At 71.3% G+C, this 22,425-nt stretch carries 21 protein-coding genes; 12 read left to right on the top strand and 9 right to left on the bottom strand.

The features are described from left to right. The first annotated feature begins 290 nt into the window (after nucleotides 1–290). Genes pqqB through pqqE form a run of 4 tightly spaced genes read left to right on the top strand, consistent with a single transcriptional unit; the run spans nucleotide 291 to nucleotide 3,269 of the window. A complete protein-coding gene (gene pqqB / locus LWC33_RS15180) occupies nucleotides 291–1,202 on the top strand; it encodes a pyrroloquinoline quinone biosynthesis protein PqqB (RefSeq protein WP_233305028.1) in 912 nt (303 codons plus the stop codon). After that, entirely contained in the window at nucleotides 1,199–1,894 is a 696-nt protein-coding gene (gene pqqC, locus LWC33_RS15175; protein WP_233305026.1) for a pyrroloquinoline-quinone synthase PqqC, read from the top strand. Before pqqB ends, pqqC begins: the two co-directional genes overlap by 4 nt. After that, a complete protein-coding gene (gene pqqD, locus LWC33_RS15170) occupies nucleotides 1,894–2,169 on the top strand; it encodes a pyrroloquinoline quinone biosynthesis peptide chaperone PqqD (protein ID WP_233305025.1) in 276 nt (91 codons plus the stop codon). The genes pqqC and pqqD overlap by 1 nt, the downstream gene beginning before the upstream one ends. Then, complete coding sequence (gene pqqE / locus LWC33_RS15165; RefSeq protein WP_233305024.1) at nucleotides 2,166–3,269, top strand: pyrroloquinoline quinone biosynthesis protein PqqE; 1,104 nt, start codon at nucleotides 2,166–2,168, stop codon at nucleotides 3,267–3,269. Before pqqD ends, pqqE begins: the two co-directional genes overlap by 4 nt. Before the next feature lie 233 nt (nucleotides 3,270–3,502). Here the strand turns inward: pqqE and LWC33_RS15160 are convergent, their stop codons facing one another. Genes LWC33_RS15160 through LWC33_RS15130 form a run of 7 tightly spaced genes read right to left on the bottom strand, consistent with a single transcriptional unit; the run spans nucleotide 3,503 to nucleotide 10,721 of the window. Further along, on the bottom strand, nucleotides 3,503–4,318 hold the full coding sequence (locus LWC33_RS15160; protein WP_233305023.1) for a bifunctional allantoicase/(S)-ureidoglycine aminohydrolase: 816 nt from the start codon (nucleotides 4,316–4,318) through the stop codon (nucleotides 3,503–3,505). 4 nt (nucleotides 4,319–4,322) lie between these two features. Beyond that, the gene (allB, locus tag LWC33_RS15155) at nucleotides 4,323–5,660 is read right to left on the bottom strand and encodes an allantoinase AllB (protein ID WP_233305022.1); all 1,338 of its coding nucleotides are present in this window, start codon (nucleotides 5,658–5,660) and stop codon (nucleotides 4,323–4,325) included. A gap of 5 nt (nucleotides 5,661–5,665) precedes the next feature. After that, nucleotides 5,666–6,055, bottom strand: coding sequence for an allophanate hydrolase-related protein (locus LWC33_RS15150; RefSeq protein ID WP_233305021.1), 390 nt, complete (start codon nucleotides 6,053–6,055; stop codon nucleotides 5,666–5,668). Beyond that, entirely contained in the window at nucleotides 6,052–7,197 is a 1,146-nt protein-coding gene (locus LWC33_RS15145) for a glycerate kinase (RefSeq protein WP_233305020.1), read from the bottom strand. The genes LWC33_RS15150 and LWC33_RS15145 overlap by 4 nt, the downstream gene beginning before the upstream one ends. Nucleotides 7,198–7,200: 3 nt before the next feature. Next, nucleotides 7,201–8,976 (bottom strand): glyoxylate carboligase, encoded by a 1,776-nt coding sequence (gene gcl / locus LWC33_RS15140; protein WP_233305019.1) that lies wholly within the window; start codon nucleotides 8,974–8,976, stop codon nucleotides 7,201–7,203. A 2-nt stretch (nucleotides 8,977–8,978) separates the two neighbouring features. Next, a complete protein-coding gene (locus LWC33_RS15135; RefSeq protein WP_233305018.1) occupies nucleotides 8,979–9,875 on the bottom strand; it encodes a 2-hydroxy-3-oxopropionate reductase in 897 nt (298 codons plus the stop codon). 27 nt (nucleotides 9,876–9,902) lie between these two features. Continuing rightward, the gene (locus LWC33_RS15130; protein ID WP_233305017.1) at nucleotides 9,903–10,721 is read right to left on the bottom strand and encodes a hydroxypyruvate isomerase family protein; all 819 of its coding nucleotides are present in this window, start codon (nucleotides 10,719–10,721) and stop codon (nucleotides 9,903–9,905) included. Between the two features lie 304 nt (nucleotides 10,722–11,025). Here LWC33_RS15130 and LWC33_RS15125 point away from each other — a divergent pair, with 304 nt between their 5' ends. The 7 genes from LWC33_RS15125 to LWC33_RS15095 all read left to right on the top strand — a co-directional run bounded on the left by LWC33_RS15125 (nucleotide 11,026) and on the right by LWC33_RS15095 (nucleotide 16,787). Continuing rightward, entirely contained in the window at nucleotides 11,026–11,817 is a 792-nt protein-coding gene (locus tag LWC33_RS15125; protein WP_233305016.1) for an IclR family transcriptional regulator, read from the top strand. A gap of 213 nt (nucleotides 11,818–12,030) precedes the next feature. After that, nucleotides 12,031–12,531, top strand: coding sequence for a 2-oxo-4-hydroxy-4-carboxy-5-ureidoimidazoline decarboxylase (gene uraD / locus LWC33_RS15120; RefSeq protein WP_233305015.1), 501 nt, complete (start codon nucleotides 12,031–12,033; stop codon nucleotides 12,529–12,531). Continuing rightward, nucleotides 12,528–12,860: a hydroxyisourate hydrolase gene (gene uraH / locus LWC33_RS15115; protein WP_233305014.1), complete on the top strand. Its 333-nt coding sequence runs from the start codon at nucleotides 12,528–12,530 to the stop codon at nucleotides 12,858–12,860. The genes uraD and uraH overlap by 4 nt, the downstream gene beginning before the upstream one ends. Before the next feature lie 7 nt (nucleotides 12,861–12,867). Continuing rightward, nucleotides 12,868–13,773: a factor-independent urate hydroxylase gene (gene pucL, locus LWC33_RS15110; RefSeq protein WP_233305013.1), complete on the top strand. Its 906-nt coding sequence runs from the start codon at nucleotides 12,868–12,870 to the stop codon at nucleotides 13,771–13,773. 94 nt (nucleotides 13,774–13,867) lie between these two features. After that, nucleotides 13,868–15,346 (top strand): nucleobase:cation symporter-2 family protein, encoded by a 1,479-nt coding sequence (locus tag LWC33_RS15105; RefSeq protein ID WP_233305012.1) that lies wholly within the window; start codon nucleotides 13,868–13,870, stop codon nucleotides 15,344–15,346. Nucleotides 15,347–15,853: 507 nt separating this feature from the next. Continuing rightward, nucleotides 15,854–16,417 (top strand): hypothetical protein, encoded by a 564-nt coding sequence (locus LWC33_RS15100; protein WP_233305011.1) that lies wholly within the window; start codon nucleotides 15,854–15,856, stop codon nucleotides 16,415–16,417. A 67-nt stretch (nucleotides 16,418–16,484) separates the two neighbouring features. Beyond that, nucleotides 16,485–16,787 carry a hypothetical protein gene (locus LWC33_RS15095; protein ID WP_233305010.1) on the top strand — a complete coding sequence of 101 codons (303 nt, stop codon included), beginning with the start codon at nucleotides 16,485–16,487 and terminating at the stop codon, nucleotides 16,785–16,787. Nucleotides 16,788–17,034: 247 nt separating this feature from the next. Here the strand turns inward: LWC33_RS15095 and LWC33_RS15090 are convergent, their stop codons facing one another. After that, on the bottom strand, nucleotides 17,035–18,984 hold the full coding sequence (locus LWC33_RS15090; RefSeq protein WP_233305009.1) for an ABC1 kinase family protein: 1,950 nt from the start codon (nucleotides 18,982–18,984) through the stop codon (nucleotides 17,035–17,037). A 172-nt stretch (nucleotides 18,985–19,156) separates the two neighbouring features. After that, nucleotides 19,157–20,296 (bottom strand): serine hydrolase domain-containing protein, encoded by a 1,140-nt coding sequence (locus LWC33_RS15085; RefSeq protein WP_233305008.1) that lies wholly within the window; start codon nucleotides 20,294–20,296, stop codon nucleotides 19,157–19,159. Nucleotides 20,297–20,712: 416 nt separating this feature from the next. Here LWC33_RS15085 and hutU point away from each other — a divergent pair, with 416 nt between their 5' ends. After that, the gene (hutU, locus tag LWC33_RS15080) at nucleotides 20,713–22,380 is read left to right on the top strand and encodes a urocanate hydratase (RefSeq protein WP_233305007.1); all 1,668 of its coding nucleotides are present in this window, start codon (nucleotides 20,713–20,715) and stop codon (nucleotides 22,378–22,380) included. The last annotated feature ends 45 nt before the right edge of the window (nucleotides 22,381–22,425 follow it).

Raw genomic sequence — 22,425 nt, 5'->3', positions numbered from 1 at the left:
CCCGGCAACACCCCAGCACATCCGAAAAACCAATCCCCCATGCACACACCGAATACCGCCCGTGCCGGAGGGCGGTCGCGGGCCGTTCGTGACCGGACGGTCGCCGTTCGTTCCGCGTCCCGCACCGGTTGTTCGCGTTCGGTTGCAGGTCCGGGCGTGAGCGAAGAAGGTGGTCGAAGAGCAGCGTGGCCGGGGCAAGACCTGCGGGAGGATGCCATGAACTGGGAGAAGTCTGATTCCGCGGAGGGCGAGGCCCGCCCCGAAGCCGGCCCTCGCCGGCGTTGACGGCCGTGTTCGTCCATTGCCTCGGAGTCGCGGCCGGCGGAGGGTATCCGCAATGGAACTGCGCTTGCGCGGGGTGTCGCAGAGCCCGCGCCAAGCCCGAAGTCGCGTCGACCCACGCCGGGATCGCGGTCTCCGGAAACGGTGAGCGCTGGTTTCTGCTGAACGCGACTCCGGACGTCCATCATCAGGTAGCGGCCGATTCCTCGCTGCATCCTGGGCCGGAGATCCGCAGGACCCCGGTGGCCGGTGTGCTCTTGACCGACGCGGAGTTCGACCACAGTATCGGCCTGCTGATGCTGCGCGAGGAGTCGACGCTGACGGTGTACGGGACGGCCCCCGTCCTGGAAGCGCTCAGCACGTGGTTCCCGGTTCGGGACCTGCTGAGCGACTATGCCTCGCTCACCTGGTCCCGGGTCGAACTCGGCGCGCCGCTGGACCTGGACGACCGGCTCCGCGTGACGGCCTTCCTGACCGGCTCCAAACCCCCACGCTACGTCGGGCGTTCGCGGCACTCGGCGGGCGGTGACCTGCCGTCGCCGTGGGAGGTGGGATTCCGCCTGGAGGACACCATGACGGGCGGGACCGTGGTGTACGCCCCGACGTTGCCCCGATGGGACGAGCACTTCGCCGGGCAGGTGGCGTCGGCCGACTGCGTCTTCCTCGACGGCACGTTCTGGACCGACGACGAGATGGCGTGCCGAGGCGCGGGCAGCCGGACGGGGCGCTCGATGGGGCACATGCCCGTCAGCGGCGCCGACGGGTCCGCCCGCGCGCTGGCCGCACTGCCCGCGAGGCGCAAGATCTACACCCACATCAACAACACGAATCCGATCCTGGACGAGGAGTCCCGGGAACGTCAGTGGCTGACGAGCCTGGGCATCGAGGTCGGTCGAGCCGGTCTGGAGGTAGAGGTATGAGCGCCTGGTCCACGGAGGAGTTCGAAGCGCGGCTGCGGGCCATCGGAGAGAAGCGGTACCACCATCTGCACCCGTTCAACGAACGCATGCACGCGGGCACCCTGAGCGAGGACGAGTTCCGCGGGTGGGTGCGGAACCGCTTCTACTACCAGGTGAACCTCCCGGTGAAGGACGCGTTCATCCTGACGAAGCTCCCCGGCAGGGAGGACCGGCGCCGCTGGATCCAGCGCATCATCGACCACGACGGGCGCGCCGGGGAGGAGGGCGGCATCGAGCGGTGGGTCCGCCTCGGCGAAGCGGTCGGCCTGACCCGCGAGCAGCTGTACGACTACGACACAGTGCTGCCCGGAGCGCGGTTCGCCGTGGACGCCTATGTGGACTTCTGTCGTCGGCAGCCGTGGCTGGAGTCCGTGGCGTCGGCGCTGACCGAGCTGTTCGCGCCGGACCTGCTCAGCCGGAGGATCACCGACGTCCGGCGCCACTACCCGTGGATCGCGACGGAGGGGCTCGAGTACTTCCGGGCGCGGCTCACCCAGCAGCCCAAGGACATCGCACACCTGCTCGAGCTGGTGCTCACCCACGCGACCACCCGGGAGCAACAGGACGCGTGCGCACGAGCGCTGGAGTTCAAGTGCGACGTGCTCTGGAGCCTGCTCGACGCCGTCGAGCTCGCCTACGGCAAGAGCTCGTGATGGCCGGCCACGATCTGAACGCCACCCCCCGGCTGGCGACCAAGGCGATGCTCAAGCACGACAACGTCCGGGAGGTGGAGCTGCTCCTGCTGCCCGAGCGGGTCGTGCTGCTCAACAAGTCCGGCGCGGCGATCCTGGGCCTGTGCGACGGCAGCCGGACGGTGCGGCAGCTGGTCGACCAGCTCGAGCACGACTTCGAGGCCGCCGACCTCGAGAGCGACATCCTCTCGTTCCTCGACGACGCCAGCGGGCGGGGCTGGGTCGTGGTCACGTGAACGGGACGCCTCAGCCGTTCGGCCTGCTGGCCGAGGTCACCCACCGGTGTCCGCTGCACTGCGTCTACTGCTCGAATCCGCTCGCGTTGCTCGACCGCGCGGACGAGCTCGCCACAGAGGACTGGCTGCGGGTGATCGGCCAGGCGGCCGAGCTCGGTGTCCTGCAGGTCCACCTCTCGGGCGGAGAGCCGCTCGTCCGCGGCGACCTGGAGACGCTGGTCGCCGAGTGCCGCCGCCTCGGCCTGTACACGAACCTGATCACCAGCGGTCTCGGGCTCACGGAGAGCCGGGCGGAGTCGCTGGTCGCCGCGGGGCTCAACAGCGCGCAGCTGAGTATCCAGGGCGACGCCGCCGAGGCGACGGACCTGATCGCAGCGAGCAAGCAGTTCGGCAAGAAGGAAGCGGCCGCGCGCATCATCCGCGATGCCGGGCTGCCGTTGAACATGAACGTCGTCCTGCACCGGCTGAACCTGGCCCGGCTGGACGCGATCATCGACGTCTGCGCGCGGTGGGATGCCGAACGGCTCGAGCTCGCCAACGCCCAGTACTACGGCTGGGCGCTGAACAACCGTGAACTGCTCATGCCCAGCAAGACCCAGCTGGACCAGGCGGTCGGCGTCTACGAGCGCCGGAAGGCCGAGCTGGCCGAGCGGATGGAGATCCTCTGGATCCTCCCGGACTACTACGAGCCCTACCCGAAGCCGTGCATGGGTGGCTGGGCGCAGACGGCGCTGACGGTCGCCCCGGACGGTGTGGTGTACCCGTGTCCGGTCGCCGCAGAGATCACGACCATGGAGTTCGCCTCGGTGCGTGACCACGACCTCGACTGGATCTGGGCGAAGTCCCCGGCTTTCGAGGCGTTCCGGGGCACGGAGTGGATGCCCGACCCGTGTCGCAGCTGCTCGCGCAAGGAGCTGGACTTCGGAGGCTGCCGCTGCCAGGCCTTCGCCTTGACCGGCGACGCGGGACGCACCGACCCGGTGTGCCAGCACTCGCCGGACCACCACCTGGTGCAGGACGCGCTCGTCCGGGCCAACCAGGAGGACGGTGGCGCGGACAGGCGGCTCGTCTACCGCCGGTCTGACTCGCCCGGGGTCTGACTGAGGCGCCTGACCTTGGAAACGAGGATGGACGGCCGCAAGACGGTCGAAACCCCATGAGCCTGGCCTCCATCAGACCCAGGACGAGTCAACCCTCCACTTGGACGGAGACCGTTGCTGATCGACGTGCTGGACCATGCGCTGAGCGCCGCAGCGACGAGCACGCGTACGGGCACGGCCAGGGCTCGGGCCGGTGCTGACGCGAGCGAGACCCCGCGTGTGGGCACCGGAACTCATCGGTGCAGCGCCATGTGCCGGTTGACGTCCTTGTAGAGCAGGTAGCGGAACCGGCCGGGCCCACCGGCGTAGCAGGCCTGCGGGCAGAACGCGCGCAGCCACAGGAAGTCGCCCTCCTGCACCTCCACCCAGTCCTCGTTGAGCCGGTAGACGGCCTTGCCCTCCAGCACGTAGAGACCGTGTTCCATGACGTGGGTCTCGGCGAACGGGATCACCGCGCCGGGCTCGAACGTCACGATGTTGACGTGCATGTCGTGGCGCAGGTCGGCGGGATCGACGAAGCGCGTGGTGCGCCACCGCCCGTCGGTGTCGGGCATGGGCACGGGCTCGACGTCGCGCTCGTTGGTCACGAACGCCTCGGGTGCGTCCAGCCCGTCGACGCGCTGGTAGGCCTTGCGGATCCAGTGGAAGTGGGCGAGGTCGTCGCCGTCGTTGCGGACGGTCCAGCGGGCGCCCGGCGGGAGGTAGGCGTAGCCGCCGAGGTCGAGCTTGTGCTCGGCCTCGTCGACCGTGAGCTGCAGCGACCCGGCGGTGACGAACAGGACGGCCTCGGCCGTCGGGTCGACCTCGGGCCGGTCGCTCCCGCCGCCGGGAGCGAGCTCCATCATGTACTGGGAGAACGTCTCGGCGAACCCGGAGAGCGGGCGGGCCAGCACCCACAGCCGGGTGCCCTGCCAGAACGGCAGGTAGCTGGTGACGATGTCGGAGTTCGTGCCGCGCGGGATCACCGCGTAGGCCTCCCGGAACATCGCCCGGTCGGTGAGCAGCTGGGTCTGCGGCGGGAGCCCGCCCGCGGGTGTGTAGTAGCCCATCGTCCTATGCCTCTCCCCTCGAGATCAGCCGGCCCTCCGGCCGGTCGCCGGTGACCCGCTGCCCGCGTAGCCAGGTGGAGCGCACCGCCCCGGCGAGGGGGCGTTGCGCGTAGGGCGTCACCGGGTTGCGGTGGTACAGCCGCCGCGGGTCGACGACGAACGCGTCGTCGGGCGCGAAGACCGCGAAGTCGGCGTGGTAGCCCCGCTCGATCATGCCCTTGTGCTGCAGCCGGGCTATCCGGGCCGGGGTCTCGGCCATCCAACGGGTCACGTCGACAAGGGTGTACCCGCGCTGGCGGGCCTCGGTCCACACCGCGGCGAGGCCGAGCTGGAGCGAGGAGATCCCGCCCCAGGCCTCGCCGAAGTCGCCCAGCTCCAGCCGCTTGAGCTCCGGGGTGCACGGCGAGTGGTCCGAGACGATGCAGTCGATGTCGCCGTCGCCGAGTGCGTGCCAGAGCGCCTCGCGGTTGTCGGCCTCCCGGATCGGCGGGCAGCATTTGAACTGGGTCGCGCCGTCGGCCACCGCCTGGGCCTCGAAGACGAGGTAGTGCGGGCAGGTCTCGACGGTCATCGCGACGCCCTCGCGGCGCGCGGTGCGGATCATCGCGACGGCGTCGGAGCTGGACAGGTGCAGCAGGTGGACCGTGGCGCCCGTGTGGCGGGCGGCCTCGATCAGGTGGGCGATCGCGAGGTTCTCCGAGCCGCGCGGGCGCGAGGCGAGGAAGTCGGCGTAGCGGCGGCCGTGCGCGGCGGGAGCGCGCTCGATGGCCGTGCTGTCCTCGGCGTGCACGATCATGGTGGCGCCGTAGGAGCGCAGCGTCGCGAGGTAGCGCTCGAGCTCGTCGATGTCCAGCGGGGGGAACTCGTCGACACCCGAGGGGGTCATGAAGCACTTGAAGCCGAAGACCCCGGCGTCGTGCAGCCCGCGCAGGTCGTCGAGGTTGCCGGGGATCGCCCCGCCCCAGAAGCCGACGTCGACGTGGCACTTGCCCGCGGCCGCCTCCTTCTTGATCTCCAACGCCTCGACGGTGCAGGTCGGCGGGAGGCTGTTGAGCGGCATGTCCAGGATCGTGGTGACGCCGCCGGCCGCAGCCGCCCGGGTGGCGGTCGCGTAGCCCTCCCACTCGGTGCGTCCGGGCTCGTTGACGTGCACGTGGGTGTCGACGAGCCCGGGTAGCAGCACCTCGTCGGCGGCGAGGTCGACGGTTTCGCGGCCCTCCAGGGCGGTGTCCAGCGGTTCGATGGCGACGACGACGCCGTCGCGCACGGCGACGCAGCGCGGCACCTCCCCGGCCCGGGTGATGACCCGCGGGCTTCGGATGACCAGGTCGTATTCGGCCATGCCGCTCATCCCCGGCCCGAGCGGTAGGCGCGCCAGCCGCCGTGCTCGGAGATGTCGGTGAGGCCCGTACCGTCGGCGTGCTCGGACGCGCGCAGTAGCACGACCAGCGCGGCGGTGCCGTCGGCCAGCTCCACCACGCCCAGTTCCAGCTCCGGCGGTTCGGAGGGCATGAAGCTGTCGCGGATCACGGTGAGCGGCACCTCGTACAGCTCGCCCTCGACGCTGACCCCGCCCTCGGTCACCGGCCAGAGCGCGGGGAACGCGTCGCGCACGGAGTAGAAGCGGTAGCGGGGCGCGGTGCGGGCGGGGCCGAGGAAGCGATGGCCCTCGATGCTGTGGTGCACGGCGCCCCCGCGCATCCCCTCCCCGTTGACGAACAACGGCACCGTGGTCATGTCGTCCTTTCCGTCGCTGCGGTACTCATGCAGTCCAGCGCGAGCCGCGTGGCGAGCTGCTCGAGCAGCGGCCCGGCCTCGGCGAGGCAGCGCCGCACGTCCGGTTCGAGATCGGTCAGAGCGTAGGCGCGGCCGACGCCGGCGTCGCGCAGTTGCTCGGCGGTCAGCGTGACGCGACCGGACACCGTCACCACGGGCACGCCGGCGGCCGCGGCCGCCGCGGCGACCCCGGCCGGGGCCTTACCGCTGAGCGTCTGCTCGTCGAGCGATCCCTCGCCGGTGATCACGAGGTCGGCGCCACGCAGCCGCTCGGCGAACCCGACCAGGTCCAGGACCAGCTCGATCCCGGGGCGCAGGTCGGCGTCGAGCAGGGCGAGCGCGGCGTAGCCCACGCCTCCGGCGGCTCCGGCTCCCGCCACGTCACGCAGCCCCTTCCGGTCGATCGCCGCGTCGACGACGTCGGCCCATCGGGCCAGGGCGGTGTCGAGGTGGGCGACGTCGGCGTCGTCGGCCCCCTTCTGGGGACCGTAGACCGCGGCGGCGCCGGTCGGGCCGAGCAGCGGGTTGTCGACGTCGCACGCGACGACGAACCGGGCGTCGCGCACGCCGGGATGCAGCCCCGACAGGTCGATCCGGTCGAGCGCCTCCAGCGCGGCGCCGCCGGGCGGCAGGTCGGCTCCCGCGGCGTCGAGCAGCCGGGCGCCGAGGGCCTGGACCAGCCCGGCCCCGCCGTCGGTGCTCGCGCTGCCGCCGATGCCCAGGATGACGGTGCGCGCCCCTGCCTCCAGCGCGGCCCGGACGACCTCGCCGGTGCCGGCGGAGCCGGCCTGCCGCGGGGCGAGCCGGTCGGGCAGCAGCAGCCGCAGCCCGGACACGTCGGCCATCTCGACGACGGCGACGTCGCCGTGCAGGGCGAACGCCGTGTCGACCGGCTCGCCGAGCGGGCCCGCGGCCCGCACGGGCACCCGCTGGTACCCGGCGGCCAGGGCGGCAGCGACCGTGCCGTCGCCGCCGTCGGCCACCGGCACCTGCACGACCGTGGCGCCCGGGTCGACGGCGGCGATGCCGGCCGCCACCCGGGCGGCCACCTCGGCCGCGGTCAGCGAGCCCTTGAACTTGTCCGGGGCCACCACGATGCGCATGGATCAGTCCAGTAGCGCGATCGCGGTCGGCGCGTGCTCGTCGAGGGTGGCCAGCTCCTCGAACTCCACGACGTTGTCCAGCTCGGTGCCCATCGAGATGTTGGTGACCCGCTCCAGGATCACCTCCACCAGCACCGGCACCCGGTACTCGATGAGGAGCTTGCGGGCCTGCTCGAACGCGCCCGGCAGGTCCTCGGGCCGGTCCACGCGCAGCGCCTTGCAGCCCAGCCCCTGCGCGACCGCGACGTGGTCGACGCCGTACCCGTCCAGATGCGGGGCGTTGACGTTGTCGAAGGCCAGCTGCACGCAGTAGTCCATGTCGAAGCCGCGCTGGGACTGGCGGATCAGCCCCAGGTAGGAGTTGTTCACCACGACGTGGATGTAGGGCAGGTTGAACTGCGCGCCGACCGCGAGCTCCTCGAGCAGGAACTGGAAGTCGTAGTCGCCGGAGAGCGCGACGACCGTCGAGTCGGGGTCCGCGACGCACACCCCGAGCGCGGCGGGCAGCGTCCAGCCCAGCGGCCCGGCCTGCCCGGCGTTGATCCAGTGCCGCGGCTTGTAGACGTGCAGGAACTGCCCGCCGGCGATCTGCGAGAGCCCGATCGTGCTGACGTAACGGGTGTCGCGGCCGAAGGCGCGGTTCATCTCCTCGTAGACGCGCTGCGGCTTGACCGGCACGTCGTCGAAGTGCGTGCGGCGCAGCATCGTGGCCTTGCGCTTGACGCACTCCTGCACCCACGCGTCGTAGTCGCGCAGCCGACCCGCCGCCGCGCGCTCGCGGGCGACCGCGACGAACAGCTCGAGCGCGGCGCCGGCGTCGGACACGATGCCGTAGTCCGGGGCGAACACCCGCCCGATCTGGGTGGGCTCGATGTCGACGTGCACGAACGTACGGCCGCGCCGGTAGACCTCCAGCCCACCGGTGTGCCGGTTGGCCCACCGGTTGCCGATGCCGAGCACGAAGTCCGACGCGAGCAGGGTGGCGTTGCCGTACTGCTGCGCGGTCTGCAGCCCGGCCATCCCCGCCATCAGCCGGTGGTCGTCGGGGATCGCGCCCCAGCCCATGAGCGTAGGGATCACCGGCACGCCGAGCAGCTCCGCGAGCTCGACGAGCCGGTCGGACGCGTCGGCGTTGATGATGCCGCCGCCGGCGACGATGACCGGTGCGGCGGCGGACTGGAGCATGTCCAGCGCCTTCTCGACCTGTGCGCGGGTGGCGGCCGGCTTGTGCACCGCCAGCGGGGTGTAGGTCTCGACGTCGAAGTCGATCTCGGTCATCTGCACGTCGAAGGGCAGGTCGATGAGCACCGGCCCCGGGCGACCGGAGCGCATGAGGTGGAAGGCCTGCTGGAAGACCCCCGGCACCTGGCCCGCCTCCAGCACCGTGACGGCCATCTTCGTCACCGGCCCGGCGATCGAGGCGATGTCGACGGCCTGGAAGTCCTCCTTGTGCAGCCGGGCGACGGGTGCCTGCCCGGTGATGGCGAGGATCGGGATCGAGTCGGCCGAGGCCGCGTACAGGCCCGTGATCATGTCCGTGCCCGCCGGCCCGGAGGTGCCGATGCACACCCCGATGTTGCCCGCGGTCGCCCGCGTGTAGCCCTCGGCCATGTGCGCGGCCGCCTCGACGTGGCGGGCCAGCACGTGGTCGACGCTCCCGTCGCGGCGCAGTGCGGCGTAGAACGGGTTGATCGCGGCGCCGGGCACGCCGAACGCGTGCCGCACGCCCTCCTTGCGCAGGATCGCCACTGCGGCGTCGGCCGCTGTCATCCGGGTCATGGTCAGCCCCTCTCGGGTGAGTCGGTGCGGCCCGACAGCTCGTCGACGAGCTTGAGCAGGCCGGAGTGGTCCAGGCCGCCGTCGCCGCGGGCGACGAGCGCGGCCACGAGCTGCGCGACCGCAGCGCCGAGCGGGATCACGACGCCGGCCTCGCGGGCGGCGGAGGTGACGATGCCGAGGTCCTTGTGGTGCAGCTCCAGCCGGAAGCCGGGCTCGAAGCGGCGCGCGAGCATGCCCTCGCCCTTGCGGTTCAGCACGGTGCTGCCGGCCAGGCCGCCGCCGAGCACCTGCAGCGCCGCTGCGGTGTCCACGCCGTGCGCCTCGACGAACACGATCGCCTCGGCGAGCAGCTCGATCGCGCCGGCGACGATGAGCTGGTTGGCCGCCTTCACCGTCTGCCCGGCACCGGCGGGGCCGACGTGCACGATCGTCGTGCCCATGGTCTCCAGGACCGGCCGCGCCGCCTCGACGTCCGCGGCCTCGCCGCCGACCATGACCGAGAGGTTGCCCTCGACGGCGCCGGCCTCGCCGCCGCTGACCGGCGCGTCGAGCACCCGCAGGCCGCGGGCGGCTCCGGCCTCGGCGACCCGGCGGGCCACGTCCGGGCGGATCGTGCTCATGTCGACGTACAGCGAGCCGGGCTTCGCGTGGGCGAAGACCCCGTCGTCGCCGCAGGTCACCTGCTCGACGTCGGGCGAGTCGGGGAGCATGGTGATCACCACGTCGGCCCCGGAGACGGCCTCGGCGACGCTCTCCGCACCGCGCCCGCCCGCGTCGGCCAGTGCCTGCACCTTCGCCGCCGAGCGGTTGTAGCCGACCACGTCGTAGCCGGCGTCGACGAGATTGCGCGCCATCGGGAGGCCCATGATCCCGAGGCCGATGAAACCGACGGTCGTCATGTCGCAGGTACCTTTCGGTGTCGGTGGTCAGTTCCGGGTGGACCGCTGTGCGCGGGGCAGCCAGTCGAAGGAGTCCGCGCTGGGTCCCTCGGGGACGTACTCCAGCCCGATCCAGCCGTCGTAGCCGGTGTCGGCGATCCGGTCGAGGTACCGGTCGAGATCGAGCTTGCCGCTGCCGGGCTGGTGGCGGCCGGGGGCGTCGGCGATCTGTACGTGGCCGATCCGGCCGGCGGCGAGTGCGATCGCGGCGTCGACGTCGTCGTCGTTGATGACCAGGTGGTACACGTCGAGCAGCAGCGCGACGTTGTCCACGCCGTGTGCGCACGCCCGGTCGATCACGTCCAGCGCGTCGGCGGCCCTGAGCAACGGGTAGCGCGGTGCGCCGCTGACCGGCTCGACCAGCACGGTGCCGTCGATCCGCGCGGCCGCGCGGGCGGCGAGCGCGAGCGCCTCGGCGGCCAGCTCGTCCTGCTGCTCCGGCGTGGCGTCGTCCGTGCGGTTGCCGTACAGGGCGTTGAACGCCCGGCAGCCGAGTCGCTCGCCCACGCCGACGGCGACCTCGATGTTGTCGCGGAACTCGCCGGCCCGCGCAGGCCAGGAGACCAGCCCGCGGTCGCCGCCGGGCATGTCGCCCGCGAAGAAGTTCAGCCCCACGAGCTGCACACCGGCATCGGTGACCGCGGTGACGAACTGGTCGACCTCGGCGTCGGAGGGCACGGCGACCGGCCAGGGCCACCAGAACTCGACGGCGTCGAAGCCCGCCTCCTTGGCGGCCCGCGGCCGGTCCAGCAACGGGAGCTCGGTGAACAGGATCGAGAGGTTGACATCGAACCGCCGCACCGTCATCGGATCCCCCTTCCCTCGTCGAAGCTTCCGCTATGCGGAATGAAAGTTCCGAAACTGTAAGCGCGGGGGAGTGGCGGTGTCAACGCCCGAACGCCGCCGGGGAGCCGGGTGATCCGCACCGCCGCCGCGCGCGCGGTCTGTCGCGCCCCGACCGGGTCACGGCCGGACTATCGTGAGACGGAGATCCGGGCTGGCCGGTCGACGCCCAGGACCGAACCGCAACTTTCCGGAATCCGGATGCTAGATTGCGCATGACGGAATCCAGGGGCGCGAGACCGCCCACAGGCGCACGCGGGGGTCGACCGTGACCACGACCGAGACGAAGACCTCCGACGGCACGGGCAACGGCGTCCGCTCGGTGGAGCGGGCATTCGAGGTGCTCGAGGTGCTCGCCCGCAACGGCGGCGCCCTGTCGCTCGCCGAGATCGCCGCCGCGACCGCCCGGCCCGCTCCCTCGGTGCACCGTCTCGTGCGCACCCTCGTCGGCCTGGGCTACGTGCGCCAGGAGGCGTCGCGGCGCTACGCGCTGGCCCCGGGGCTGATCCGGCTCGGCGACAGCGCCGCCAAGCAGTACGGCACCTGGGCCAACCCGGTGCTGGCCGGGCTGGTCGACGAGATCGGCGAATCGGCCAACATGGCGACGCTGCAGGGCGCCGAGGCGCTCTACGTCGCCCAGGTCGCCGGCCGGCACGCCATGCGGATGTTCACCGAGGTCGGCAGGCGCGTCCCGCTGCACTGCACGGGCGTCGGCAAGGCGCTGCTCGTCCAGCTCCCCGAGCGGGAGGTCGAGCAGCTGCTGGACCTGACCGGGATGCCGGCGGCCACCGAGCAGACGATCACCGATCCGGGCGTGCTCCTGCAGGAGCTCGCGGCCGGTCGGGCTCGCGGCTACCTCACCGAGGAGGGCGAGCGGGAGGTGGGCGTGTCCTGCGTGTCGGTGCCGATCCCCGGCGCTCCCACGCTCACCGCCCTGTCGTTCTCCGGCCCGACGCCGCGGATGACCCCCGAGGTCGTCCGCCGGGCCGCCGCCGTCCTCCAAACCGCGGCCCGGACGCTCACCGAGCACTTCACCGCCGAGCGCACCACCGGCAGCTGAGTTCCGCCCTCTGCAGGTGAAGCAGGGCCACCTCGTGCTCGGGAGGTGACGGGGACGTGACCCGTGCTGCTCGTCCCGCCGGGATGCGCGGGTCGTGGGCCGGCAGTGGAGAGGTGCGGACGACCCCTTGACGCCCGCGAGGTGAGCCGCCTAACATCCCGTCCATTCCGAATAGCGGAATCTAAATTCCGAAGCGGAGGGGAACGGGTCACGGTGGACCTGATCGACACGCTCAACCACGGCCCCGCCGATCAGGCGGCGCACCAGCTCACCGCGTGCAACGCGTCCCGGCGGTGGGTCGAGGAGCTCCTGCGCCACCGCCCCTACGCAGGCGCCGATTCGCTGCTCGAGGCGGCCGACCGGGCCGCCCGCGAGCTCTGCTGGGACGACGTCCGGGAGGCCCTCGACGCCCACCCGCGCATCGGCGACCGGGCGTCCGGGTCGAGCCGCGAGGCACGCTGGTCGCGCGGCGAGCAGGCTGCCGTCGCCACGGCCGACGCGGAGGTCACGGAGGCGCTGCGCGAGGCCAACGCGGCCTACGAGCGCCGTTTCGGCCACGTCTTCCTCATCCGTGCCGCAGGGCGCGGCCCGGAGGAGATGCTGACCGAGCTGCACCGCAGGCTGGGCAACGACGAGGCCACCGAGCGGGCCGAGACCACCGCGCAGCTGGCCGAGATCACCCGCCTGCGGCTGGCGAGGCTGCTCGCGTCATGACCCTCTCCACCCACGTCCTCGACGCCACCAGCGGTCTTCCGGCGGCCGGCGTGCCGGTCGCCGTGGACCGCCGCTCCGACCGCGGCTGGGAGCCGCTCGGGTCCGCCGTCACCGACGACGACGGCCGCTGCCGGTCGCTGGTCCCCGACGGCCTGGAGATCGGCGTCTACCGGCTCACCTTCGACACCGCACACCACTTCAGGACGAGCGGCCGGTCCGGGTTCTACCCGGAGGTCTCGATCGTGTTCGAGGTCGCCGAGCCGCAGCGTCACCACCATGTGCCGCTGCTGCTGTCGCCGTTCGCCTACTCCACCTACCGAGGAAGCTGAGATCGACATGAGCGTCAGGCTCGCGCACAACCAGTACGGCAAGGCCGAGACCCGCGTGGTGCGGGTGTTCCGCGACACCGAGCCGCACGAGATCGTCGACTACAACGTGAGCGTCGCGCTGTCGGGCGACTTCGCCGATGTACACCTGCGTGGGGACAACTCGAACTGCCTCACCACCGACGCCACCAAGAACACCGTCAACGCATTCGCCAAGCGGGCGGGTGAGGCGGTGCGTCAGGCCGAGTCGTTCGCGCTCGCGCTGGCCCGGCACTTCGTCGACGACGTGCCGCAGGTGCAGCGCGCCCGCATCCGGGTGGAGGCCTACCCGTGGGACCGGCTCGCCGGCGTCGGCGGCGGCGCCGCCCCACACGCCTTCAGCCGCCGCGGCGCCTACGTCCGCACCGCCACCGTCACCTACGAGCGCGGGAGCGAGCCGTGGGTCGTCTCCGGCGTGTACGACCTCGTGGTACTCAAGACCACCGACTCGGAGTTCCACACCTTCTACCAGGACGAGTACACCACCCTGGAACCCACCACCGACCGGATCATGGCCACCTCGGTGACGGCGCAGTGGCTGCACACCGACCTCAGCGCGGACTGGGGCGCCTCGTTCGAGCGCGCGCTCGCGGGCCTGGCCGGCACCTTCGCCGACCACTACAGCTACGCGTTGCAGCAGACGCTCTACGCGATGGGCGAGCGGATGCTCGCCGACCAGCCCGAGCTCGCCGAGGTGCGTTTCTCGCTGCCGAACAAGCACCACTTCGTCGTCGATCTCGGCGTGTTCGGCCTGGAGAACAAGAACGAGGTGTTCCACGCCGCGGACCGCCCCTACGGCCTCATCGAGGGCACGGTGCGCCGCGACGACGCGCCCGACCCCGGGCCTGCGGCCTTCGACCCCGGCCAGGGTTGGTGACGGCCGGAGCCGTCCCGGAAAGTTCCCGATCCCGTCCCGGGCCGCCACCCGGGACGGGGACCAGACGACCGCCACCGCGACCAAGGAGAAGTCGATGGCATCCACGGACAGGCTACCCCGGCGTTCGCGCCGGGGTCCGGCGGTCGACGGGGACCGCCACCCCGTCGACGAGCTGATGCGCCCGGGCCCGCTGTTCGTCTACGGGCTGCAGCACGTCATGAGCATGTACGCCGGCGTGATCGCGGTACCGCTGATCGTCGGCGGCGCCCTGAAGCTGTCGGTGGCCGACCAGGCCTACCTGATCAGCGCGGCCGTGCTCGTGTCCGGGCTGGCCACCCTGTTGCAGACGCTCGGGATCTGGAAGATCGGTGCCCGCCTCCCGCTGGTGCAGGGCACCTCGTTCGCCGCGGTCCCCTCCATGCTCGCGATCGGCACGAGCGCGCACGGCGGGTTCAACGGCCTGGTGACGATCTTCGGCTCGGTCGTGATCGCCGGCGTGGTCGGCTTCCTGATCACGCCGCTGTTCAACCGGCTGATCCACTACTTCCCGCCGGTGGTGACCGGCACGGTGATCACCGTCATCGGCGTCTCGCTGCTGCCGGTGGCGATCAACTGGGCGGCCGGCGGCACCAAGGGCGTCAACCCCGGCTGGGGCTCGATGTCCAACATCGCGCTGGCCGCCCTCACCCTGCTGGCGATCGTCCTGATCTACAAGTTCCTTCCCGGGTTCTTCTCGCGCATCGCGATCCTGCTGGGTCTGGTGGTCGGCACACTGATCGCCTGGCCGATGGGGAAGATCGACTTCAGCGCGGTGGGCACGGCGTCCTGGTTCAGCATCACCTCGCCCTTCCACTTCGGCGCTCCGGTCTTCAACATCTCCGCGATCATCTCGATGATCATCGTGATCCTGGTCGTCATGACCGAGACGACGGCCGACATCCTCGCTGTCGGGGAGGTCGTCGGACGGCCCGCGGACGGCCCCACGGTTGCCGCCGGTCTGCGCGCCGACACGCTCTCGACCGCCGTGTCCGGTGGCCTGCTCAACTCGTTCTCGGCCAGCGCCTTCGCGCAGAACGTCGGGCTGGTCGCCATCACCGGCATCAAGAGCCGGTTCGTGGTCGCGACGGGCGGGATCATCCTCGTGGTGCTCGGGATCATCCCGAAGATCGGCGCCGTGGTCGTCTCGATCCCGCTGCCGGTGCTCGGCGGCGTCGGGCTCGCGCTCTTCGGGACGGTGGCCGCGAGCGGCATCAAGGCCCTGAGCCGCGTCGAGTACGAGGGCAACAACAACCTCATCATCGTCGCGGTCTCGATCGGCATCGGGATCATCCCGATCGCCGTGTCGGACTTCTACTCCGCCTTCCCGCTGTGGTTCCAGACCATCTTCGACTCCGGCATCAGCGCGGCCGCGCTGGTGGCGGTGCTGCTCAACATCCTGTTCAACGTCGTCGGCCGGCGTGGCGCGGAGCCCGCGCTCATCGCCGAGTCGCCGACTCCGGGGGTGACCCCCGACCACGACGTCCCGGGCGGCCTGTCGGCTTCCGAGCCGACTCGCCCGCTCGCCGAGCACTGATCGGCGGGATCGCGATACCTCACCCGGGCTGCCGCGCTGCGAACCTCGTGGCGGGGCCGTCCGGGTGCAGGTGCGTGCCCACGGCCGCGGGTGCTCGGCGCGCCGGCGGTCGACCGCGACACGGCCTGCGCCGAGGAGCAGTGCCGGGCGCAGGCTTCACCCCGGTGCTCCGTGACCCCAAGAACCTGGTCGAGCTGAGTGTCTCTTCAGGCTGGCGGGGCCGGGGACGAACGGGCCAGGCAGCATGCAACGAGAGGCCGGACGACTGACAGCCAGTGCTGGCCTGCCCCGCGCGCGGGGCGTGCCCGCGTCCTCACATGGGGCGGCGATGCTTGATCGTGGCTCAGGCCGTACGGGCCAGAGACGGGTCGGTCGATCGGGGGACAGCAGGACCCTCCGGCCAGGGGTTCGGTCGACCGACGGTGCGGGTGCGCGGTGACGCCCACCCTTCAGGTGACCGGGGAGATGCCCCGGGAACCGAGGAGGAATGATCCGATGGACGACGGCATGACCAGCACCGCGACCAGCCACGATGCCGACCAGAGCATGCGTGAGCACACCCGCAGCGGGGACGTCTTCGGGCACGAGCAGCGGGAGCACCGGAACGAACAGGATCGCGACCGCGGGGAGCACCGCGACCGCGGGGAGCACCGCGGGCGCGAGGAGTACCGGGAGCGCGAGGAGTACCGCGGGCGCGAGGAGCATCGTGAGGGGTACCGGGGCGAGCACCACGATCGCGGGGAGCACGGGGAGCACGGCCGGCACTTCGCGGGCACCCGGCGCGACAGCGGCGAGTACCGCGACCGCGACGAGCACCGCGACCGTGGCCGCGACGAGCACCGCGACCGGGACCGGGACGAGCACCGCGACCGGGACGAGCACCGCGACCGGGACGAGCACCGCGACGATCACCGTGACGACGAGCAGCGCTACGACCAGCACCGGTACGAGCACCAGGACGTCCGCTCCGAGCACGACGGCGACCGCTACGACCACGACCGGTCCGACGACCACGGTCACGAGGAGCACCGCGACATGGGGAGCCACGACGTGGGCACCGAGCACGTCTGATCGGTGACCGGGAGGCGCGGTCCACGACCGCGCCGAAACGGCCGCCGGGGGGCCGGGTCGGGGGAGCATGACCCGACAGCAGGGACCGAGCGCCGCGGTGCGTTACGCCCGCGAGACCGTGGACCTGGCGATCGAGGGCGCCGACGCGGACGGCCGGGACGATCTCGTCGAGCGGCTGCGCGGCGCCCGGGACCTGCTGTCCGGATCCGTGCTGCGCGGGTCCGCCGGAGCGCTCTCCCGCACCCAGCCCCGGGGCGAGCTCGCGCAACGAGAACGCGCACGGTCTCCGGCCGTAGGGCGACACCTCGATCCCGGTGGCGTTCGTCTTCACTTCGTCAGCAGCGTGGCCACCGTGCAGTGCGACGCTTGATCAACCCAACTCGCTTCGAACGCGGGTTACGGGAAGACGCTCCCTGCTGCAGGGACTTCGTCGCCCGGGATCTCAGGCTCAGCCGCCGGTGCCTGCCGCGAGTTCCGGTTTGCTGTTGGTGCTCTTGCTGTGCATCAGCTACGGGTCGACATCGCTCGGCAGATTCACGCGCAGCGGGAAGGTGGGGGCGATCACGCCCGGCGCCACTGCAGGGGTACCACCGGCCGGTCGAGCGACCTGGCCCGCTTCACCTGCCTCTCTCGGGGTCGGGCTCGACCTGCCGACGAAGGATCTGTACGACCACTCTCATCAGCATCGCCGAGGACACCACGAGCCCGATGTAGCCCACGGCGGTGAGCGTGGCCGCCGCGCCGCCCGCGGGGGCGAGGGCAGCCCCCACCAGCAGCACCGCCGAGGCGACCAGCCCGACCGAGGCCACGAGCGCGAACGTGGCCCGGTCGATCCACCCGCTCAGCCGGAGGCTGCCGGGCCCGGAGAAGGCGTCCACCTGGAGGCGGGCGTTGCCTGCGCGTAGCTGCAGGGCGACGTCTTCGACCAGCCCCGGCAACGCCCGCAGCGACGGCAGGTTGCGCACCAGTTCCTTGCGCACGACGTCCTGTGTGCCCTCCGGCGACAGGTCGACCACCGATCCGAGTTGCCCGGCGGCCGCCGCGGCCAGGTCGACCTGTGGGTCGATGACCCGAAGCGTTCCCTCCAGGGTCACGAGCGCCCGGCCGAGCAGAGTCAGGGTCGGCGGGACCGGAATCCCGTGGTGTTGCATGATCGCGATGACCTCCTGCATGCTCCGCGGGTCGAAGCCGCCCGCATGCATCTGGACGCTGAGCACGCGGCTGATCTCCGCCTCGAGCGCCTGAGGTCGGATCGAGTCCCCTGCTGCTCCGGCGAGCGGCCGAATCGCCCGGCTGATCAAGCCGGGCTGGCGGGTCGCAAGCCCGGCGGCCATGAGCTGAAGCGCCTCCATGGTGACCGGGTCGATGATCCCGACGGCACCGAAGTCGATCAGCCAGAGTGTGCCCCGGGCGTCGATGAGCACGTTGCCGGGGTGCGGGTCGGCATGGAACACCCCGGCCGTCATGACCTGGGACAGGAACGCGCCGAGGAGCCGGTCCGCGAGTTTGGGACGCGAGACACCGGTGGCATCCACGGCGATTGCGTCGGACACCGGTCGGCCCTCGACCTTCTCCAGGACCAGGACTCCGTCCGTGCTCAGCTCGGTGTGGACGGCGGGGACCCGGATGCCGAGATCGGTCGTCGCCGCCTCGAGCGCCCGTGCGCTCGCGGCCTCGGTGAGGTAGCTGAGCTCCCCGTCGATCGAGCGGATCAGCTCGTCGGCGAGGGGGACGAGCCCGAGCGAGCGGACCGCGGCCGACCGGCGGGCGGCGGTGCGGCTGGCCCAGCGCAGGACCGCGGAATCCCGCGCAACCCCGACCTCGATGCCCGGCCTTCGCACCTTGACGACGACCGGCTCGCCGGAGCGCAGCACCGCCAGGTGGGTCTGGCCGATGGAGGCGGCCGCCAGAGGCTCGTCGTCGAACTCGGCGAACACCTCGTCGAGCGGCGCTGCCAGCTCGTCGGAGACCCGCTCGCGGATCTGCACGGTCGGCACGGTCCGCACGTTGGCCTGCAGATCGCCGAGCGCCTCGATGATGGGCGGGGGCAGCAGATCGGAGCGGGTGGACGCGATCTGGCCGAACTTGACGAACATCCCGCCGCAGTCCTCCAGGAACCGGCGGATCCGCAGGCCACCCTCCGGACTGGACAGTGCCGCCCGGGACGCCAGTCGGGGGCCGGCGAGCCCGTGCCGGCGGGCGATGCGGAGGACCTCCCACAGCCTCCCGCCCACGGTGAGGAACGTCCGCACCCGCGTCCGCAGCGATCCGCGGCCGCGACCGCGGGGGCGCAGCACGGCCTCCAGCGCGACGCTGAGGATCATCGTGGCGAACACCGCGAACCCGAACGCGGTGAGCAACACGTCCGCCGCGGTGGAGTCGGGGTTGTTGCCCACCAGCGTCGCCGCGACGGCGAGGCCCACGAACGTCCCGAGCACCCCCGCACCGGCGGCGCGCAGGAACCCGCGCCGCACGCCCAGGACGCGACCGGCCCCGATGCTCACCGCGATCACGAACACGACGAGCAGGACCGTGTCCCAGAACGAGAGGCTGAGGTTCAACGACATCGTGCCAGCATCCACGGGAAACGGATCGTGGGGAACTGTCGCTCCCGAGGGGGCTCGGGCGGGAAGCGACCCGGGCACCGGGTGAAGGCTCCCCGGGAGAGTCGGCCTTCAGCAAGAGGCGCTTTTCTGCCGTACGGGCCGGTGCACCGCTCGTAGTCCGGAGGAGCCCGGGCTAGCTTCCGGGCGGCATCGGTGGGGCGTCGTCGGGGACGAGCGTGGCTGCGATCTTCCTCCACAGGACGTCGGCGGAGTTCGTGTAGTCGCCCGTGGTCGGGTCGAAGGCGGCTTGGTCGAAGGTGACGGCGACGGCGATGGCGACCTTCTGCGAGGGCAGGTAGGCGTATGCGCCGGCTTCGCCGGAGAACAGCGGGTTCTGCAACACCCAGTTGCCGGAGGAGATGATTCCGAGCCCGTAGGTGTAGTCCGCGGACTGCGGGTGGCAGGTGGTGCACCCGGGCAGGGTGGTGGTTTTGCCGATCAGGTCCTTGGTCAGCATCTTCTGGTAGGACTCGGGGGAGAGGAGCCTGCCCGTGCCGATGGCCACGGCCGTGGCGTTCAGGTCGTGGATGTCGGTGGTCTGGATGGCGCCGTGGGTGATGGTCCACGACGGGTTCCAGTAGGTCGAGTCCTCGTAGAAGGGTGTGCCGGTGGGAATCTTGAGCGCCTGCCGGCGCTCGGAGGTGTAGGCGTGCAGCGCGGGCTCGGTGATCGCCGGTGTCCCCGGGTCGGTGGTGTTGTCCAGGCCGAGGGGGCCGAGCACCTTCTCGTGCAGAAGCGAGGCCATGTCCTGCCCCGTGATCTTCTCGAGGGCGAGTCCGAGGATGACGTAGTTGGTGTGCGAGTAGTTCCAGTTCGTTCCCGGCTCGTAGAGGAGCGGGTGTGCGGTACTGATCGCGATGAGCTCTTCGGGGGTGACGGTCCGGAACGGGTTCGCGTACTGCGCGTTGTCCAGTTCCGGGGTCGTCACGTAGTCCACGTACCCGGAGGTCATCTGGGCCAGTTGGCCGAGGGTCACCTTGTCGGTGTAGGGGATGTCGGGCAGCCACCTCGACACCTTGTCGTCGAGGCTCACCTTCTTCTCGTCGACGAGTTGCAGCAGCGCGGTGGAGACATAGGAGATGGCGACGGCGCCGTTGCGGAAATGCATGTCCGTCGTTGCGGGCACGCCGGCCATCGAGTCGCCGACGGCCTGGGTGACGATCTCCTTGCCGTCGACCCTGACGCTGACGATCACGGCTTTCAAATGGGCGTCCGCCATGGCGTCCTTGACGACCTTCATCACCGCGTCGGCCTTGGCCGGATCTGCCGACACCGACGACGATCCGCCGCTCGTCGTCGAGGACGACGGCGCGGTGCTCGACGTGCACGCAACGCACAGGCCGATGACACACAGCAGTACGAGAAGCGTTCGCGGCAGCACCGCTCTGGTCACGACGTCCATCGCCGCCTCCAGCCCTGGACCCTGATGCGTGGCAGCGACGCCTCGCCGGTCCCGATCGGCCGACCGTCCTCCTCGACAGCCTCCTGAGCTGCAGGCTTCCTGGCCGGACGGAGGCTCGTCGATCGGGTGGAGAACCTTACCCACATCTCGGTGGCCTGTCCTCCGCCTCGGCCAGGCGTCGAAATCTCGCATCCGAGACCAGCGAGCATTCCCCTCGAGGTAGAGCAGACGAGGGGATGTGAGGTCCACTAGCAGCACCACACGTCACGTGAACCGGGACGGTTTCGATGACTGACACATCCGCTGCGCGTACCGTGCGCGCGCCCCGTGGCCCGCAGCTGTCGTGCAAGGGCTGGCCGCAGGAAGCGGCGCTGCGGATGCTGATGAACAATCTCGACCCGGATGTGGCCGAGCATCCCGACGAGCTCGTGGTCTATGGCGGGACCGGACGAGCAGCCCGCAACTGGGAGGCGTTCGACGCCATCGTCGCTTCGCTGCGGGAGCTGGAGAACGACGAGACCCTCCTGGTCCAGTCCGGCAAGCCGGTGGGGATCTTGCGCACGCACGAGTGGGCCCCGCGCGTATTGCTCGCGAACTCGAACCTGGTGGGGGACTGGGCGAACTGGGAGCACTTCCGCAAGCTGGAGGCGGCCGGCCTGATGATGTACGGCCAGATGACGGCCGGCTCCTGGATCTACATCGGCACCCAGGGCATTCTCCAAGGCACCTTCGAGACCTTCGGTGCCGTCGCCCGCAAGCGGTTCGGCGGCTCGCTGGCCGGCACCGTCACGCTGACCGCCGGTGTGGGAGGTATGGGCGGCGCGCAGCCGCTCGCGGTCACCATGAACGACGGGGTGGTCATCTGCGTCGACTGCGACCGGACCCGTATCGACCGCCGGCTCGAGCACCGCTACCTCGACGTCCGCGCAGCGGACGTCGAGGACGCGCTGCGTCGCGCGATCACCGCTCGCGATGCCCGCCGGCCGCTGTCCATCGGCCTGGTGGGCAACGCGGCCGAGGTGTTCCCCCAGCTCCTCGCGCGGAATGCGCCGATCGACGTGGTCACCGACCAGACGTCGGCCCACGACCCCCTCTCGTACCTGCCCCGCGGCGTCGCCTTCGAGGACATGAAGAAGACCGCGGAGAAGGACCCCGCGTGGTTCACCGAGCAGGCCCGGCTGTCCATGGCCGCCCATGTCGAGGCGATGGTCGGCTTCATGGACCGTGGGGCCGAGGTCTTCGACTACGGGAACTCGATCCGCGACGAGGCCCGTCGGGCCGGTTACACGCGGGCCTTCGCCTTCCCCGGCTTCGTGCCGGCCTACATCCGGCCGCTGTTCGAGGAGGGGATGGGCCCGTTCCGGTGGGCCGCGCTGTCGGGCGACCCCCAGGACATCGAGGCGACCGACCGAGCGATCCTCGAGCTGTTCCCGGACAACGAGCACCTGCGGCGGTGGATCACCATGGCCGGCGAGAAGGTCGCCTTCCAGGGGCTTCCCGCCCGCATCTGCTGGCTCGGCTACGGGGAGCGGCACCGTGCCGGGCTCCGCTTCAACGAGATGGTGGCCGCCGGGGAGCTGGGTGCTCCCGTCGTCATCGGTCGCGACCATCTCGACTCCGGGTCCGTCGCCTCGCCGTACCGCGAGACCGAGGCCATGATCGACGGATCGGACGCCGTGGCGGACTGGCCGCTCCTCAACGCCCTGGTCAACACCTCGTCCGGCGCCTCCTGGGTGTCCATCCACCACGGCGGCGGTGTCGGCATGGGCCGGTCCATCCACGCCGGGCAGGTGACCGTCGCCGACGGGACCGAGCCGGCCGCGCAGAAGCTCGCCCGCGTGTTGACCAACGATCCCGGGATGGGCGTCATCCGCCACGTCGATGCCGGATACGCCCACGCGGCCGAGGTCGCCGCGGAGCGAGGGGTGCGCATCCCGATGCGGGGTGGTCGATGACGGAGTCGGCCGACGGTCCGACCGCCACCTCGTGGTGGCGGAACT

This window comes from Pseudonocardia terrae, from assembly GCF_021343995.1.
Lineage (GTDB): Bacteria > Actinomycetota > Actinomycetes > Mycobacteriales > Pseudonocardiaceae > Pseudonocardia > Pseudonocardia terrae.
The sequence above is the reverse complement of the archived record's forward strand: the minus strand, read 5'-3'. Positions and strand labels throughout refer to the sequence as shown.

What these genes read in the sequence shown, in the direction of transcription:
- LWC33_RS15090 (WP_233305009.1), bottom strand. Translation starts at nt 18,984, where the DNA reads ATGTCGTTGAACCTCAGCCTCTCGTTCTGGGACACGGTCCTGCTCGTC.
- LWC33_RS15160 (WP_233305023.1), bottom strand. Translation starts at nt 4,318, where the DNA reads ATGGGCTACTACACACCCGCGGGCGGGCTCCCGCCGCAGACCCAGCTG.
- uraH (WP_233305014.1), top strand. Translation starts at nt 12,528, where the DNA reads ATGACCCTCTCCACCCACGTCCTCGACGCCACCAGCGGTCTTCCGGCG.
- LWC33_RS15130 (WP_233305017.1), bottom strand. Translation starts at nt 10,721, where the DNA reads ATGACGGTGCGGCGGTTCGATGTCAACCTCTCGATCCTGTTCACCGAG.
- LWC33_RS15150 (WP_233305021.1), bottom strand. Translation starts at nt 6,055, where the DNA reads ATGACCACGGTGCCGTTGTTCGTCAACGGGGAGGGGATGCGCGGGGGC.
- gcl (WP_233305019.1), bottom strand. Translation starts at nt 8,976, where the DNA reads ATGACCCGGATGACAGCGGCCGACGCCGCAGTGGCGATCCTGCGCAAG.
- pqqD (WP_233305025.1), top strand. Translation starts at nt 1,894, where the DNA reads ATGGCCGGCCACGATCTGAACGCCACCCCCCGGCTGGCGACCAAGGCG.
- pucL (WP_233305013.1), top strand. Translation starts at nt 12,868, where the DNA reads ATGAGCGTCAGGCTCGCGCACAACCAGTACGGCAAGGCCGAGACCCGC.
- LWC33_RS15145 (WP_233305020.1), bottom strand. Translation starts at nt 7,197, where the DNA reads ATGCGCATCGTGGTGGCCCCGGACAAGTTCAAGGGCTCGCTGACCGCG.
- LWC33_RS15095 (WP_233305010.1), top strand. Translation starts at nt 16,485, where the DNA reads ATGACCCGACAGCAGGGACCGAGCGCCGCGGTGCGTTACGCCCGCGAG.
- LWC33_RS15135 (WP_233305018.1), bottom strand. Translation starts at nt 9,875, where the DNA reads ATGACGACCGTCGGTTTCATCGGCCTCGGGATCATGGGCCTCCCGATG.
- pqqC (WP_233305026.1), top strand. Translation starts at nt 1,199, where the DNA reads ATGAGCGCCTGGTCCACGGAGGAGTTCGAAGCGCGGCTGCGGGCCATC.
- allB (WP_233305022.1), bottom strand. Translation starts at nt 5,660, where the DNA reads ATGGCCGAATACGACCTGGTCATCCGAAGCCCGCGGGTCATCACCCGG.
- LWC33_RS15105 (WP_233305012.1), top strand. Translation starts at nt 13,868, where the DNA reads ATGGCATCCACGGACAGGCTACCCCGGCGTTCGCGCCGGGGTCCGGCG.
- hutU (WP_233305007.1), top strand. Translation starts at nt 20,713, where the DNA reads ATGACTGACACATCCGCTGCGCGTACCGTGCGCGCGCCCCGTGGCCCG.
- LWC33_RS15100 (WP_233305011.1), top strand. Translation starts at nt 15,854, where the DNA reads ATGACCAGCACCGCGACCAGCCACGATGCCGACCAGAGCATGCGTGAG.